Origin of the sequence: Iodobacter sp. BJB302 (genome assembly GCF_002735645.1) — a bacterium.
Taxonomy (GTDB): Bacteria; Pseudomonadota; Gammaproteobacteria; order Burkholderiales; family Chitinibacteraceae; genus Iodobacter.
Genome location: NZ_PDZG01000013.1, coordinates 18,108 through 32,650, shown reverse-complemented (window position 1 = coordinate 32,650; position 14,543 = coordinate 18,108). Strand labels below are relative to the sequence as shown.

The window sequence follows — 14,543 nt, the reverse complement described above, 5'->3', positions numbered from 1 at the left end:
CGCCATGCAAAAAGGCCAGCTTATTTAAGCTGGCCTTTTTTTATGATTAACTCGCCATTTTCAGGCCGACTACGCCGCTGACAATCAGGCATAAAAAGAAAATTCGGGTAGAGCCCAGCGGATCACCAAACAAGATAATCCCGCCTATTGTTACACCCACAGCACCCAGGCCTGTCCAGATTGCATACGCAGTACCTGCAGGTATCCCTTTCATTGCATAAGACAGCAGCGCCATATTTAAAAACGAAAGGGCAACAGAGCCTGCAATTACCCAAGGATTGGGGTTTAATTGAACATACTTAAGTGATAAAGCCCAGACAATCTCAGTAAATACAGCAACACCTAATACCAACCAATAACTAAACATAAAAAGTGCCTTGCACACCACGGGCTGACAGATCACACCATATCGGAAACCCGGAAGAAATACGGTGCGGGCCATACAGATTTAAACGAGCGATTGCCGAATTAAACCAATGGCATAGACAAGCCGTTATTTTCGGTGAAGCAAGGGGAAGCAACAAGGGAAATTATTACTCGTAAGGCAAAAAAAGCGGGCAATCAATGCCCGCTTTTTATTTCCAGACAGCAAGCTTACTTACTGCTATTGATCAGATACTGTGCAGCTGCAGTAAATTCTGCATCAGAGCCGCTATAACCGCCTTTCGGTGGCATCGCGTTCAGGCCTTTTGTTGCAATTGCAATCGCGCTGTCAACACCATCTTTCAAGCGTGGAGCCCATGCTGCTTTATCGCCAAACTTAGGCGCGCCTGCCAGACCCGCTGCATGGCAAGCCATACATACTGAATCGTAAATTTCTTTACCTTTAGTCGCAGGGTCAACCGCGCCGCCAGCTGCTGCGCCTTCCACTTTAGGCTCTTCAAACTTAGCGCCGGCTGCATTGCTCATATAAGCCACGGCACGTTTGACTTCATCATCTGTTAAATCAGCTGCGCCGCCTTTTACCGGCATGGCGTTAAAGCCTTTGATCGCATGAGTCCAGAGTGTTTCAAAGCCTTTAGAAATACGGGCACCCCAGGCACCAGCATCAGCAAACTTTGGTGCACCGGCTAGGCCAGTGCCATGACAGGAAACACAGACTGCTTCGTAAACCGCTTTACCGCTTTTTGATCCGGGAGGGCCACCATCTACAATCTTGATGCTGCCCACTGGCTGCAAGCGCGCTGAAACTGCCTCAGTCGTCATGGTCGAGCGAGTGATATCAACACCACTGCCTGACGTAAACAGCTTGATAAGCAGATAAACAAATAGCGGCACCCCAATCACTGCCGCCAGAATCATGCCAGCAATGCCCTTTGACGCTTTCACGCTGCTACCGCTCATTGTCATCCCTTTTTATGTAAGTTCATGAGTTGGAAATAAAACCATATACGATTGAGGGTGATTATACCGACATTTTGCAGCAAGGAACAAAGCCTGCACGTAGACTGGGGCGCATAAACACGTTATTATGCGGTCCTTCCTGTCGTGCGCTCATAGCTCAGTTGGATAGAGTGTCAGTTTCCGAAGCTGAAGGTCGTAGGTTCGATTCCTACTGGGCGCACCAACTAAATATCAATAAAATCAAGGTTTACGGTTATCTGGCTGAATTTAAACTGCATGAAAAAGTGGTTTAAGCTTACACTTTACCTTGATTTTTTTTGCTCTGATGTATTTCCTCTTCTGCCTTAAATCTAGGCAAATTTCTTGTTTTTCTCTTTTTATTTTTTCCTGATCTGTCGTTATTTATCTTGTTTCTTGTAAATTTACATGTGACGGATACGCCAAGGTCGGGTTATTTCTATTGCATAGAGCAGGCAGGGGCTTACCTGTAGATATGCAGATCCAGCCCGACTGATGCCCAGCCCCGGCTGAAGTAGCCGCCGGAAAGGTATTGGTCTTTATTGGGGCCGATCAGGATCACGCCATTGGGATCCATAATACGGTCAACTCCGGTGTGCACAATAAAGTGCCCTTCGTAATAAGCGCTTGAGAATAACGGGCATGCAAGGGATTTGCTGATCATGCTGATGGTCAGATAATTAACGCCTAAAACCCCGCCCGGAAGGGCACAAGCGCAGCCGCAGGACCAATTCAGATTGCAGCTTGTTTGTAAGCCTAAGCGTAATGCAGGGTACCAGGGGCGGGTAGACCAGTTGCTTAGCATTTCTGTTGGGGCGTAAATCCGTGCATGGGGGTGCAGCCTTTTAAGATAAGCCGCTATATTGGCGGGTGTGCTGCCAAGGTTATCAGTACAAGAGCAGGTACGTGTGGCGTCCATGGCCAAGCGGATTTCATCGGCAACCGTCCCCCCCAGCAGAACATTTGGATCAACTGGGATATTCAGATCTTGATTTGCCAGCCAGTGTGAGACAAATACAGCGCAGGCCGCACCACATAAAGGGCCGTTTCCCTGATTGATTGGGTTGTTGATATTAAAAGGCATTTCTAACTCCTTGTGTCAGATATTTGAATGAATTGACAAAGTAATCAGAAGTATAGGTGACAGTATTTGTTTATCGGCCCGCACACAGCTTCGTACCTGAATAAAGCGTGTTTAGGGTTTGCTTATTATATTGGAAGAAAAGTGTTCTGCTTCTTTGGGATGTGCTGCTGTTTCTAGTCCTGCCTTGTTTACAGGCTCTTACGCCACTCTGCATCCTGCTGCTGCATCAATTTGTGCCACTGCTGGCGCATGGCGGGAAGAAAAGCCGGGGGCGCTCCGGCAAAATCCTTTTCATCTGCGTAGCAGCCTGGTAAAGGCAGCTCGTCAAAGCCCGCTGTCTTCTTGCTGTTAAGCAGAGCTTGCTGGCTGCTGAGGCTGCAGTCAGCAAGTAGTGGAGTACCTGACAGCTGCCCTGTATCTTCATCCCGCCATGTCACACCGAAACGGTCTGTGCCCCGCAACCCGTATTTAGCCTTGCCTGCATGCAAAATAAGCTTGTAACTATGCGGGCTGACATCGCTGGTGCAGGTCTGGCTGTATCCAAGTATGGTTTCCATTACCCCGTCACTATCCAGATCGGCCACGCGGGTTGCGGCCGGATCAAATGCTGCAGCCACATCAAACATGCACTGCTCCACACCGTCCTGAAGCAGCCATAGCCGCCTTGGTTTACCGGCACTGAGTACGTAATGGGCCGCGTAGACATGTGCATCACGCACATCATTAGATCCATCTTTTGATGGCTGAAAATCACCCTCAGCCTGGCTGAGCAACAGCAGATTATCGCCACTTTTATCCTGCCAGCGTAATGCCTGCAGCAGCTTGCCCTGAATGCTGATTCCGGCGGGAATATCTTTCACTTTGCTTAGCAATGTAAGTGGGGCAGAAGCAGGGCTGCGATCTGCCTGCACCGGCTGGCTGGGTTGCTTGCATGCTGTAAGGGCCAGAAGCGCTGCCGCTAATAAAAATCGCATCTGGATATTCTCCTTATGCCAAAACGGATGATCCAAACTTTCATGATTCTTGTATCAAAAAAGCGCTTTGAGCGCATTTTACGCAAGATCAGCTAAAGCCACGGATCTCATCAGGGTGTAAAGATCGCGGGGATTTAATATTCAATATAGTTATATAAATCAAATTTTAAAGTCTTATTAAATATTTAGACCATCAGGCATGATGCATTCATTGCGGTTGATTACCAAATTCTGAATCTTAAATCCAAGATTCACCTCAGTTTTCAATAAAAATTGATAAGAGAATAAATCATGAAACGCTCACTATTACTAGCTCTGATCCTTACAACTATTGCCGGCCCAGCCTTGGCTGATAAGCTGGACGATATCAAAAAAGCGGGTGTACTCCGTGTAGCCGCTTTTGACAGCAACCCGCCTTTTGGCTTTGTAAACGAAACCAGCCGCCAGCTGGTGGGTTTTGATGTGGAAATCGCTCAGGCGATTGCTAAAAAGCTGGGCGTAAAGCTGGAGCTGCTGGCAACGAATCCGGCCAACCGCATCCCATTGCTGACTGCAAATAAAGTGGATTTGGTAGCAGCTAACTTTACGGTTACCGAAGAGCGCCGTAAGCAGGTTGAATTCAGCACACCCTACTTTGCCACCGGGCAAAAATTTATCGCCAGAAAAGGTGTGCTTAAAACTCCTGAAGATATCGCCAAGCTGCGTATCGGTGTAGATAAAGGCACCACGCAGGAAACCCTGCTGCGCGAAAAATACCCAAGCACTCCTGTAGTGGCTTATGACGATACGCCTTTAGCTTTCACCGCGCTGCGTAATGGCAATGTGCAAGCCATTACCCAGGATGACGCCAAGCTGCTGGCATTGCTGGCCAACGCGCCGGACAAAACCAAATACGAGATTTCCCCTTTTGCATTAACGCGTGAATATCAGGCCATTGGCATCCCGCGTGGCGAAGAGCGCCTGAGCAAAGAGGTGAACGACGCCTTGCTGGAGCTGGAAAAATCCGGCCAGGCGAAAAAGATTTACGATCACTGGTTTGGCCCAAAAAGCCGCGCAGCCTTACCGCGTGATTTTAAGATTGGTGACAAGGTTTAATTAAGCGATTCTCTCTCTGAGCCTTGCAAACATGGTGTTTGCAAGGTCGCTGGAAGTATTTTTTTGTAGGCGTAGTAAACAGGTATTTGTAATTTTCGGATGAAGCAGGAAGTACCGTAATGAGCTTTACCTGCGTTTTAGACATTGTTTTATCTCCTGGTATCGACATTTTTTAGCGCAAGGGTTCGCCCTTGCGCATTTTTTTATTGGAGTAAGGGAAATGAATCCCCCCGCATGGCTGGGCAATGGCTGGCTGGATTGGCCGCATATTCTGACGCTGGGCCTAGGCTTGCTGATTACCTTATTACTTTCTGTGGCTGTGATTTTCACCGGCACTGTTGCTGGCGTGCTGCTGGGTATTGCCCGGCATCAGTCAGGCAGCCGGATTCTGGCACTGCCACATCATCTGATCCGCAATATCCCGCTGCTGGTGCAGGTGCTGTTCTGGTATTTTGCCGTGGGCTCCTTGCTGCCCGAGGCGTGGATGCTCTGGCTCAATAGCCCGCATGTGCTCTGGCAGGCCGGGGATATTTTTCTTGGGCTGCCCTCGTTTGAGTTTATCGCCGCGTGGGTGGCTTTATCTTTTTATGCTATGGCGTTTATTGCCGAGGATATCCGCTCTGGCATGAATGCCGTAGGGAAGGGGCAGTGGGATGCTGGCCGGGCCTTGGGGCTGCGCCCACTTGATGTTTTACGCTGGGTAGTCTGGCCGCAGGCGATTAAAACCGCGTGGCCACCGCTGTTAGGGCAATGGCTGAACACCATTAAAAACACCTCACTCACCATGGCGATAGGCGTGATGGAGCTCTCTTACCGCTCCCGCCAGATCGACGCCCAAACCCTGCTTACATTCCAGTCTTTTGCCGTGGCCAGCGTGTTCTATGTGCTGCTGATTGTGCTGGTGCAGCGCACTTTAGCTGGCCCCGTGGCCAAACCTGTGCGGAGGTGGGCATGAATACCGCCGTAATTAGCAATAATCTGCTGTTCTTTTTTGTCGGCGCTTGGCCCAACGGCCCGCTGGGCGGCATCGCCCTGACGCTGATTCTGGCATCCAGCGCCGCCATCCTCGCCAGTATTTTAGGGCTGGTTTGGGGCATCAGCCTCACGCTAAGCCAGGGCTGGCTGCGGCGAATTTTGCTGGCCGTCTGCGAGCTGCTGCGCGCTATTCCGGTTTTGCTGCTGATTTTTTGGTGCTACTTTTTACTGCCGATTGCCTTTGGCATCGATATCCCTGGCGTGCTCACCGTGATTGCCGCGTTGTCGCTTGTTTCTGGCGCCTATCTGGCTTACACCGTGCAATCGGGCATACGCGCCGTGCCGGATGGCCAGTGGGAAGCCGCTCACGCCAGCGGCCTGAACCGCTATCAAGTCTTGCGCCTCGTCATCCTGCCGCAAGCCCTGCGTATTGTGCAGCCCTCTTTTGTAAATCAGTGGGTGGTGCTGGTGAAAGACACCTCGCTGGCCTATATCGTTGGCGTGGCCGAATTTACCTTCGTCGCCAGCCAAGTCAACAGCCGCGAGCAAGTCTACCCGCTGGAAGTCTTCGGCTTTATTGCGCTGGTTTATTTACTGCTCTGCAGCGCTGTGCAATGGCTGGGAAAGCGGGTGTTGGCTGGGCGTTTGGGTACGGCCTGAATGGAGAAGTGAGGCTTGAATATCTCGTTGGCGTTTTAACTTACGCTTGTATCAATTCCAGCTTTACAATCTATAAAGCTGCTTTTATCGCAATCTGTACCGGCGAGCAGGCTGCAGCAATATTGTTAATCACAGCTGCCGGGCTTGGGCTGAATAAGGCACGCAGCTGCTTCAAGCGGGCTGGCGCTTCAGTGCATCAAATATCTCTGGTCCCCAGGGGCGCATGGCAATCAGCAAACCCATGGTCAAACGCTCACTATTATCAGGAGCGTTGAGCGCGTCCTGGTGTAAGTCGGAAAATTCCTGCAGTAATCGGCTGATACGCTGCTGAAAGCGCTTGGTTTCAGCTTCGTTTAAGGTGGCCTGCTGAAAACGGATGAGCTCGTTTGAGCTTTGAAAATCAGATTCTAAAAAGTTGGCTTGAACATAAGAGCGAAAAAATTGATGGATCGGGCCACCCGGAAGCCATGAAAATCCCCTTGCAATGATCAACTTAACCTTGTTTTCTGGCTGCAAACGAATCATGCCAAGCCGGTCAAGCTCTAACAAATAGCCAATACATTCTGATTCGCTCAGGGTGTAGCTGCTTACAATTTGATCCATTGTCCAATGCTTAAGCACACACACGGCAACCAAAACCCGTTTTGGGTCTTCCACGATGTATTTTTCCTGAGCTTCTGTTAGCTGGGTCAGCTTGCTCTGCGTTTGGCTTGCCGCCAGTACCAGCTCATCCAACTCTAAACCGATGAAACTGCAGATCGATTCTAAAGTGCGCAAATTGATGCTTTGCCGGGAAAACTGACGCTTAACGCTTGCCTCGCTCAGCTCTAAATGCCGGGCAAGCTGCGCATACGTTACGTTTTTTACTTTAAGCAAACGCTTCAGGGTTGTGATCAGCTGATGAGTTTGGGACATGATGGTAGCGTTTTTTAATACTCAAGGTTTTGTATTATGCCAAAACCAGCAAAGAAGTTTTATTTTTTAACCGGCTCACGTAAAGTGTCGCTGGCCCTTCAATCTATCCATATGTAAAAAATATGCATAAACCTTATAAATAAGGTGGCTGTACTGCTCATTTACTGAGCCAAATTTTTAGCTGGCAGAATAAAACCATCAGTCTGCATAAAAAGCGCTGCGTGTTTTTTTAAAATATACGGCGTTGCAAGCCAGCTAAATTTCACCATGGCCAAAGAAACAGTGAGCACGCAGGCATGTTTGGTGAATAGTCCACCATTTATTAAACCCTGAGGGCCTGACGATGAAATAACTTCTATTTTTTTAGGAACACAACTTTCAGCGTTTAGCCATGCAACAGAGTATGCAACACCAGACATCAATTTTTTATAAATTTCATCTCCATCGAAATTAAATATATTTTTATAAAAAAGAAATTAATGCATTTTTTAAAGTTAATAAAAATTAATTTTATTTTTTTCAAAAAATTTGTCTAGAAACAAAGTTTTTATATTTGGTAAAACGATGAATAATGCATTAATTTTGTCTTATGCTAGTATTTGTAATTAACTTAAAGAAAAGGACTTATATGCCAAAACTACAACGATGGGTTGGTAGTGGAGGGGTAGCCCTCTTCTTATCGCTCTTGCCCACATCTGCCTGGGCTATGGCCGGCATGGAAGAAGCCATTGCCGATGTAATGGTCTGGGTTGTTTTAATTGCAGTGCCCATTGTGGCCATATATTTATTCTGGAAAGTACACGTACTGCCGGAAGTCTTTGCTGAAAAACATAATCATCCGCAAAAGCACGCCATTCAGGTGCTTTGCCTGTTGTCGCTGGCGGTTGGTGGCTTGCTCTGGCCACTTGCGTGGTTATGGGCGTTTACCAAACCCACCTCTTATAAACAGGCATATGGCACGGATAAACACGATGATTTTTTCCGCAAACCCAACGGCGAGCACAGCGATAAACCTTTAGATCTTGCCATCGTGGATGATGAGCTGCTGCTGTTAAAAGAAAAAATGGAAGGCTTAACTCAGCAGCGCGAGTTAATTCTGGCGAAGCAAGCGCCTGTGCCTGAGGCCATTCTGATCGAGGAAGATACCCGTGCTTGAAATTATCATTGGTGGTTATGCTTTTTTGGTTTGGCTGTTTTGTATCAAACTAAAAATTATTCCGTGGAATATCAAAACGCAGGTGGGGGCTGTGACTGGCGCGCTTGCGCTGGCCGCCACAATTATATTTACCATTAATGTGGTGACGCCTTCATCAAGTGATGTGCGCGTGATTAATCATGTGGTTGAGGTGATTCCCCGCGTGCAAGGCACGGTGACCCGTGTTGCAGTGGAAGGCAATCAGCTGATCAAAAAAGGCGAGGTGCTGCTGGAAATCGATAACACGCCTTATCGCTTAAAAGTCAAAGAACTCGAAGCCAAGCTGGCCGATGCAACGGCAACTTCGAAAACGCTGTGGCAGGATCTGGATAGCGCCAAAAGCAATCTGATTGCAGCACAGGCACATCTTGATCTGATGAGTAAACGCCTTGGCGAATCGCGCGAGCTGGCTAAGCATGGGGCGGGCCCGCAATTTGATGTTGAAAGCTTTACAACCGAAGTTAAAAAAGCTGAATCTGCTGTCGCCAATGCCAAAGCAGGTGAAGCCAAGATTCAGACCAAGCTAGAAGGCGTGGTAGGCCCTGATCTGGCCAGCGTGGCGCAAATCAAGGCTCAGCTGGAAGCGGCGCGTTATGATTTGCAATCTACAGTGGTGCGTGCGCCCGCTGACGGCTATGCCGTGAATGTATCCGTGCGGCCTGGTAATTATCTGGTGAGCATGCCCTTTAAACCTGCGCTGAGCTTTGTTGAACATGAGCAGCGCATCTTGGCGTTTTTTGAGCAGAACGAGCTGCGCTATGTTAATCCGGGCGATAAGGCTGAAATAGCTTTTAAAAGCCTGCCTGGCGATGTTGTGCATGCAAAAGTGGATTCAATTGTCTGGGCAAATGGTCAGGGGCAGCTGGTTCAGGGAGGCGTTGTTCCTAATACGCCTGCTGAATATCTCTCTGCACCTTTGCCGCAAAAATATGCTGTCAAGCTGACGATAGAGCCACGTGAAGGCGATGAAAACCTGTTTATACCGATGGGTGCACGCGGCGGTGCTGCCATTTATACCGATAAGCTGGCTGCGCTGCATTTGTTAAGAATGGTGATGATTCGTGCGCAATCTAAGGTGAATTATCTTGTGCTGAAGCTGCACTAAGGAATGCGCCTGATGAGAAAAGAAATGATTAAATTAGGGCTGGCCGGGTTTTGTGCACTCACACTCGCAGCTTGCGCGATTACCCCGGCCCCCGATCACGCCGCCCTGAAGCAGGCTGCTTTGGCAGAGCTGCAGTTTCCGGCGAATTGGAAATTTGCCCGCAGTGCAGGTGAATTTGATGCAGCGGCTCTTGGTTTTGCATTACCCACTGAAGTGTTGCAACTGATCCGTGAAGCTCAGCAGAATAATCCTGATCTGCGGCTGGCGGCTTTACGTGTGGAGCAATCGCACAGCGCAGTAAAAGCCGCCGGAGCCGCACTTTATCCAACCTTAGGCGTGGGTGGGCAGGCAGGGGATGCAACGATTCCCAGCTCGTCGCTGGCAATGAATGGCCTTGCGCTGGTCACCAATTGGGAGATTGATGTTTGGGGTAAAACACGCAGCAGTCAGGCGGCAAGCCGTGAATTATCAGTGGCTGCAGAGCTCGATACCCTCTATGCCCGTCAGTCTGTTGCGGCGGCTGTGGTCAAAGCCTGGCTGGCTGCCGCCGAAGCTCAGCAGCAGATTCAGTTGGTGCAGTCTATGGTGGTGCTGGCAGAAAAGCAGCTGGCATTGATTGAAAGCGCTAAAAAAATTGGCCGCAATACCCAGCAGGATGTGTTGAATAACCAGATCCTGCTGAAGAATTATCGCCAGCAATTATTGCAAAGCGAGCAGGCATTCAGCTCGGCGAGGCGAGCTCTGGAAGTATTGCTAGGCCGTTATCCAGCGGCAGAAGTGGCGGTGGCTCATTCACTGCCCCGTGAGCTGCAGCCGATTCCAGTGGGCCTGCCTTCTGATTTAGCCGAAAGACGCCCTGATATCCGTGCCGCCGAAAGCCGCTTTCGTGCTGCTTTTTATCAGGTGGAAGCAGCTAAAAAAGCCAAACTTCCTTCTGTCAGCTTAATGGCGGGTTTGGGCGTGCTGGATAACAGCCTGCTGGTGCTGCAAAAAGACTTAAGCAACCCGCTTTGGGGCGTGAATAGTCGTCTGCTTGCTCCCATTTTTACCGGTGGCGCGCTGGATGCGCAGGTAGAAGTTAAAACGCTGCAGCAGCAGGAAAGCACGGTGAATTACGCCAAGACGGTACTCAATGCCCTGGCTGAAATTGAAGGGGGCCTGTATGCCGAGCAAAAGCTGCTTGAACGCGGTGATTTGCTGGCTGCTTTACTAGCCGATCAGCAAAAGCTGATCGATTTGCAAGGCGTGATGATTAAAGTAGGCAAGGGCGATCGCTATCAGCTGCAACAATTGCAACTTAATCTGGCAAACAGCCAGATGTCGATGCTGCGTATACAAAACGAGCGCCTGATTCAGCGCGTTAATCTCCACCTGGCATTAGGAGGGATTTATCCCGTCTAGTGGCTAAATCAATCCGGGGTATATCTGCACACATCGAATTTTCGCATCATCGCTATTCATATATTGTTGATTGCATTGAATACCAATCTGGCAATTTGATTCGTGCAGAGCCTGCCCTGGCGTATTAAAAACACACCCCAAATTTGGACACCCGTCCCGGATTTGGGGTGTTTTTGTATCTAACTACGAAAGGCAATTGAAATATGAATGATTGCCCCCTCCCTGAATTAAGCAAGCGTCTTATATTCAGCAGGTTTAAAAGACGGCTATATGCGAGCTTTACAGATATTTCGAAATCTTACCCAATTTATCCACCAAATTCATGAAATGTCACCACCCCACTTAGCAATTGCGCGATAATTACACAAGGGCTAATGCGCTGTTGTAATGATTGGGGTAGACTGTGCGACGGGCTGCTATCGGCCAGAAGCGGAAATTGAATTTGTAGGTTGGCGCTAAGCTTGCCAAGCCCAACCTACGTACTAGTCATGATAAAAACAAAAAATGTAGTGAGATTTTTAATAAACAAACATTAGTCAGCTTCATTCAGAATTAATATGATAGTCAAAAAGCACAAAAAATAATTTATTATAAACCACCTGGATAGAAAAAAATGAGCATTGAGCTACTGGAAGAAATAGAAAATTGGAAGCTAGAAGCAAAATTAGAAGATAATGAGAGATACTTTTATCACACAAGAATAGTGCATAAAATTTTAAAAGGACAAAAATTATACGTAGTCGGAAGAAAAGGAACAGGAAAAACCGCGATCAGTGAATATTTGAATTCTATTTCAGAACCCAATTACTTTGCACAAAAGCTGACATTCAAAAATTTTCCATTCAATAAACTATACGAACTTAAAGACAAAGGGTTTACTGCTCCTAATCAATACATCACACTGTGGAAATACGTAATTTACTCAACAGTCTGCCAGTTAATGAAAAACAACCCAAGTATTGATCTAGATTCTCGAGATAAATTACGTGATATTTTTAATGATGATATTGAGAATGCACTTCCAAATGCCGTTGAGCGCTGGACAGGATTTAAATTCGACTTGAAGATCCTAGGGAGCGGAATCGGTTTCGGAAACAACAAAGAAACAGTTGAGTTTGATGGAGATAATTGGATTAAACGCGTTGATATTTTAGAGAGGTTTCTTTTTAATCAAATCGGCGTAGATAAATATTTAATTATGTTCGACGAGCTTGATGAAGACTACAAAGACATTGTTGCTTTAGAAAAGTACAATCAATACACCGAGCTATTGACTAGTTTATTTAAAGCGGTTCAGGACATTAGAGCACGTTTTAAAGATCATAAATTTTTTCCTGTTATTTTTATTCGTGATGACATATATGACATAATGCAAGATCCAGACAAAACAAAATGGATCGACTATAAAGTAGATCTTGATTGGGATGAGGCATCAATAAAAAATCTTTTAGCATTTAGAATTGCAAGGGCAATTGATCCAAATGCAAAACCACAAAATTTTGATCGCGTATGGAGTCAGCTTTTTATTCGTGGACTGGTAAAATATGGTCACAAACAGTTAAGAGGCATGCCCCCGTTTGAATACATAACAAGAAGCTCTCTCCTTAGGCCTCGTGATTACATTCGTTTTTTACAGGTTTGTGCAGGAATTGCATTAGAAAATAATTCACTAATGATAAAACCTGATTACTTAAACGAAAGCGACAAATCTTTTTCAAATTACTTAAGAAGTGAATTGGAAGATGAAATACATGGAATAATTCCAGACATTCACAGGATACTTGATATATTTACAATATTAAGAAAGCAAACCCTAAAAATAGAGGAATTTAAGGTCGAGTTTGATAACGCAGTCAATCAAGGATTAATAAAAACCAGAGACTACCAATTTGTCTTACAAATGTTGTTTCATTTCAGCGTCATAGGTAACCAACCTAAACAGGCAAGCCATCAAGTATTTCGTTATAAGAATAAAGAGGCTCGACTAAATATGAAAGAAAATATAATTGTTCATCGAGGGCTGTTTAGGTCATTGCAGATTTTATAATAGGCAGTGCGTAGGTTGGGCTAAATGAAATGCAGCCCAACACCAACCTACAGATCACTTCCGCTGTGGGTCGGGTGCTGCCACTCAAGCATTCTGGATAAATTGATAAAATTCGCAGTCATTCGTCAAATGACAAAAAGCGTGCACATGCATGCACTTGTGCTGCTGCACCAGCAGCACGCTGCTATTTTGTAATAGGAATAACAGGATGATTTGCTGCTGGATGGTTTTATTACGCGCCCGATATCGCGGCGTTTCTAAAACAATCAGCTTATGAAAAATGGGCTTAGATCAATTCAGCGCTGAGCAGAGCGGGCCTGTTATTTTTAACAATTCATGATGATCGAAATGGGTATTTTTCTGGCGTAACACATCAGGCACATAGATATACCCAATTTAAATGACAGGCCCGGCTTATGCTTTAAATCTGTGCGTTTACAGATTTGGCTTTATTGAGCAAAAGAATGAATCGCTCAGAATTTTTTGCTGTAATTGGCAGTGATGAAATACATTTTGGGGGAATGATAAGCGCCACTTAAAAGAGGGCTTTGTACGTAAGAGCTATCAAAATGCACATACTCAAACGCCACGCCTAAGCTATCTGTTTTATTCAGCTGATATTGCCCGCCAAAGCCAAAGCGCCATGCCTCACCGGATGGCATGGTCAGCGAGGTGTTTTGCTGGTCTTTGTAAAAGCTGCTGTCATAGGCAATACCGGTATTTAAGCGTAATGCAGGCGTGGCCTGATATTGCAGGCCCAGCGCGGTATGCCAGGTGTCTTGCATACGGTCTGCATTGGGCGCTTCATTATTGCCGAGCCAAAGCTGATTATCGTTATACGCTCCCCAGTTTTGCCAGCCCAGATTGGCCATCACCGCCCATTGGGGGGCCAGCTGGTGAAAGGCACTGAACATCAGTTGCTGAGGCGCATTGATGCTGCCATTCACCGGGATTTGCCCGCCCAGCGGGTTATTTATATTGCTGTTGAAATTGTATTCAGTTTCGCTGGTGTAAGAGAGGCCCAGGCGGGTGGCGGAATCAGGCTGATATAAAACCCCCAGTTTGATGCTGGTGGACCAGTCGGTGTCGTTCAGCTCCACATCGCCGCCGGGTGTGCTGCGTGTTAATGAAAAGACACCATAATTGGCGTTAATACTTCCGCCAACAGACCATTGATCATTGATTTTATAAGCAACGGTTGGCTGAATGGTCATGCCGACTAAGGTGCTTTTTTTAATGAGGCGGCTGCCCGACCAGTCACCAAAATCCAGCCCAAGCCCAAAGTTGCCATATACGCCAATCCCCACTTTCAGCTGCTCATCCACGCTGTGGCTGTAAAAAGCACTCATGCCAGGAAACCAGCCCACTACATTGCCCGCTTCATTGCCACTTAATGCCCCGCGGCCGTCCTGCTGATATTTGGCATCGCCATATAAACCTTGCAGGCCAATCGTCAGCTGATCGCCTTCCAGCAGGGTCATACCCGCCGGATTGGTGGCAATCGTTGTGGCATCCTGTGCTCGTGCGGCGCTGCCCGCCCCGGCGAGGCCCACATCTTCGGTGCCCAGCTCATACAAATACAGCCCGCCAGCCCAGCTGCTGCCGCTTAATCCGGCCAGTAATAATGCTAATAATTGGGGTTTCATTAAACAACTCCTGATTGCAGGGTTTACCTGCGCACTCAATTAAAACCGCCGCTCCAGCCTGGGCTGAGAACGGCGGTTGCGTAA

14 protein-coding genes and 1 tRNA gene are annotated in these 14,543 nt (G+C 47.3%); 8 read left to right on the top strand and 7 right to left on the bottom strand.

Features of this window, described 5'->3' with window-relative positions; genetic code table 11:
- Positions 1-46: 46 nt before the first annotated feature.
- Both CSQ88_RS06350 and CSQ88_RS06345 read right to left on the bottom strand, forming a co-directional pair.
- Positions 47-367, bottom strand: coding sequence for a multidrug efflux SMR transporter (locus CSQ88_RS06350; RefSeq protein ID WP_099397266.1), 321 nt, complete (start codon positions 365-367; stop codon positions 47-49).
- A gap of 227 nt (positions 368-594) precedes the next feature.
- A complete protein-coding gene (locus CSQ88_RS06345) occupies positions 595-1,344 on the bottom strand; it encodes a cytochrome c5 family protein (protein ID WP_099397265.1) in 750 nt (249 codons plus the stop codon).
- A gap of 146 nt (positions 1,345-1,490) precedes the next feature.
- Between CSQ88_RS06345 and CSQ88_RS06340 the strand changes: the two genes are divergently transcribed.
- Positions 1,491-1,567 (top strand) — tRNA-Arg (locus CSQ88_RS06340).
- Positions 1,568-1,825: 258 nt separating this feature from the next.
- Here CSQ88_RS06340 and CSQ88_RS06335 read toward each other — a convergent pair.
- Together CSQ88_RS06335 and CSQ88_RS06330 are read right to left on the bottom strand one after the other, a co-directional pair.
- Positions 1,826-2,446, bottom strand: coding sequence for a hypothetical protein (locus CSQ88_RS06335; RefSeq protein WP_099397264.1), 621 nt, complete (start codon positions 2,444-2,446; stop codon positions 1,826-1,828).
- Between the two features lie 188 nt (positions 2,447-2,634).
- Entirely contained in the window at positions 2,635-3,420 is a 786-nt protein-coding gene (locus CSQ88_RS06330; RefSeq protein ID WP_099397263.1) for a M949_RS01915 family surface polysaccharide biosynthesis protein, read from the bottom strand.
- Positions 3,421-3,711: 291 nt separating this feature from the next.
- Between CSQ88_RS06330 and CSQ88_RS06325 the strand changes: the two genes are divergently transcribed.
- The 3 genes from CSQ88_RS06325 to CSQ88_RS06315 all read left to right on the top strand — a co-directional run bounded on the left by CSQ88_RS06325 (position 3,712) and on the right by CSQ88_RS06315 (position 6,150).
- Positions 3,712-4,515: an ABC transporter substrate-binding protein gene (locus tag CSQ88_RS06325; protein ID WP_099397262.1), complete on the top strand. Its 804-nt coding sequence runs from the start codon at positions 3,712-3,714 to the stop codon at positions 4,513-4,515.
- A 220-nt stretch (positions 4,516-4,735) separates the two neighbouring features.
- Complete coding sequence (locus CSQ88_RS06320) at positions 4,736-5,470, top strand: amino acid ABC transporter permease (RefSeq protein ID WP_099397261.1); 735 nt, start codon at positions 4,736-4,738, stop codon at positions 5,468-5,470.
- The gene (locus CSQ88_RS06315; RefSeq protein WP_099397260.1) at positions 5,467-6,150 is read left to right on the top strand and encodes an amino acid ABC transporter permease; all 684 of its coding nucleotides are present in this window, start codon (positions 5,467-5,469) and stop codon (positions 6,148-6,150) included. The genes CSQ88_RS06320 and CSQ88_RS06315 overlap by 4 nt, the downstream gene beginning before the upstream one ends.
- Positions 6,151-6,321: 171 nt before the next feature.
- Here the strand turns inward: CSQ88_RS06315 and CSQ88_RS06310 are convergent, their stop codons facing one another.
- Together CSQ88_RS06310 and CSQ88_RS06305 are read right to left on the bottom strand one after the other, a co-directional pair.
- Positions 6,322-7,065: a helix-turn-helix transcriptional regulator gene (locus CSQ88_RS06310; protein WP_099397259.1), complete on the bottom strand. Its 744-nt coding sequence runs from the start codon at positions 7,063-7,065 to the stop codon at positions 6,322-6,324.
- A 161-nt stretch (positions 7,066-7,226) separates the two neighbouring features.
- Complete coding sequence (locus tag CSQ88_RS06305; protein WP_099397258.1) at positions 7,227-7,484, bottom strand: hypothetical protein; 258 nt, start codon at positions 7,482-7,484, stop codon at positions 7,227-7,229.
- Positions 7,485-7,693: 209 nt separating this feature from the next.
- Here CSQ88_RS06305 and CSQ88_RS06300 point away from each other — a divergent pair, with 209 nt between their 5' ends.
- The 4 genes from CSQ88_RS06300 to CSQ88_RS06285 all read left to right on the top strand — a co-directional run bounded on the left by CSQ88_RS06300 (position 7,694) and on the right by CSQ88_RS06285 (position 12,813).
- Positions 7,694-8,221, top strand: a complete 528-nt coding sequence (locus tag CSQ88_RS06300; protein WP_218963013.1) for a DUF3302 domain-containing protein — start codon at positions 7,694-7,696, stop codon at positions 8,219-8,221.
- Positions 8,214-9,365, top strand: a complete 1,152-nt coding sequence (locus CSQ88_RS06295) for an HlyD family secretion protein (RefSeq protein ID WP_180273554.1) — start codon at positions 8,214-8,216, stop codon at positions 9,363-9,365. Before CSQ88_RS06300 ends, CSQ88_RS06295 begins: the two co-directional genes overlap by 8 nt.
- Before the next feature lie 12 nt (positions 9,366-9,377).
- On the top strand, positions 9,378-10,766 hold the full coding sequence (locus CSQ88_RS06290) for an efflux transporter outer membrane subunit (protein WP_180273553.1): 1,389 nt from the start codon (positions 9,378-9,380) through the stop codon (positions 10,764-10,766).
- A gap of 613 nt (positions 10,767-11,379) precedes the next feature.
- Complete coding sequence (locus CSQ88_RS06285) at positions 11,380-12,813, top strand: P-loop ATPase, Sll1717 family (RefSeq protein ID WP_099397254.1); 1,434 nt, start codon at positions 11,380-11,382, stop codon at positions 12,811-12,813.
- Positions 12,814-13,286: 473 nt separating this feature from the next.
- Here CSQ88_RS06285 and CSQ88_RS06280 read toward each other — a convergent pair whose 3' ends face one another.
- Complete coding sequence (locus CSQ88_RS06280) at positions 13,287-14,459, bottom strand: OmpP1/FadL family transporter (RefSeq protein WP_099397253.1); 1,173 nt, start codon at positions 14,457-14,459, stop codon at positions 13,287-13,289.
- Between the last annotated feature and the right edge of the window lie 84 nt (positions 14,460-14,543).